At 63.4% G+C, this 1,047-nt stretch carries 1 protein-coding gene; it reads right to left on the reverse strand.

All coding sequences use genetic code 11. The features are described 5' to 3' along the window. Positions 1-52: 52 nt before the first annotated feature. Entirely contained in the window at positions 53-298 is a 246-nt protein-coding gene (locus ACFZDC_RS42030) for a PCC domain-containing protein (RefSeq protein WP_391332385.1), read from the reverse strand. Positions 299-1,047 lie beyond the last annotated feature (749 nt).

Below are 1,047 nucleotides of genomic sequence, written 5' to 3' on the forward strand. Positions count from 1 at the left end.
ACCGACGACACCGTCCTCCCGACCGAACTCACCGCATAGCCTCAAAACGAGATCACCGAGTGGCCGTCGATACACCACTCCGGCGGACGTGACCGAGTCCCGGACGGGCCTCCGGGTTGTCCATGGCACCGCAGGTGCCCACCAGCCGGGCGCGCCGGAACCCGCCGATGAAGGTCGGAATGTAGCCGGAGCGGATCTCATGCTCCGCGCAGAGCTTCTCCAGCGTGGTGAAGAAGCCCTCGCCGTGGTCCATGGCGAAGACGAACTTCCGGCCTCGGCGGAACTGCGTGGCGCGCATCGGGCTCGCCGACAACCCCTCAACCCGGTGCATTCCCGCGGATCTCAGCCCAGTCCCCACGTGGATCACCCTCGCTTCCTCCTGACCTCACAGACGGTGAAGCCCGGAGGATCAAAAGACCGCAGGGGGCTGACTTTTCATCCGCCGTACGTGGCCCTCGTTTCACCCGTTGCCGAGAGCTGTGAGCCCGTTGCCCCCATCGAGCTCGTCGGCATGCATGGCAGCCACGCATTCGATCAGCAAACCTGTGCTGTTGCTCGCATCGCAGCGACGTAAGTATTCAACGGGGTGATCTATTCACCCTGACGCCCACGCAGCCGTGTCACTCACACGACTTCGCCTTCGCGTTAGGCTCGTTAAGCATGTGCCTTTGCCATCGCGTCACCGTGCTGGATGGGTGCTGGATGTGCCTGCATCTACGCAACTCAGGCCCTTGCGGTGGAGTTCCGCTTCAACGTGTAGTCGTCCATTTACTGTGCGTTAGAATCTTCGTCAATGCGCAGGTCGAAGGGGTCGGGCTCTGACGAGTCCGACCCCTTCTGCGTTCCCGTGCTGACAGGGGTGCTGGTTTTCTGGCCTGGCATCACGCACCGGCCCCCGACGTCATCCCTCTTTGGGCCCGGTGGGGCTCAAACCACTCCTGGGCGGGGCCGGAGCAGGGCTTGCGCAAGTTCCCGGGATCGCCCAACTGGCGTGAGAACGCTGCGGGTTGGGGTGGACGATAGAGCGGACACGGGATCCGTGATCAT

Origin of the sequence: Streptomyces sp. NPDC007905 (assembly GCF_042959345.1) — a bacterium.
Taxonomy (GTDB): Bacteria; Actinomycetota; Actinomycetes; order Streptomycetales; family Streptomycetaceae; genus Streptomyces.

Excerpts from the sequence above, each read along its gene's own strand:
- ACFZDC_RS42030 (WP_391332385.1), bottom strand. The coding sequence starts at position 298 with ATGCGCGCCACGCAGTTCCGCCGAGGCCGGAAGTTCGTCTTCGCCATG.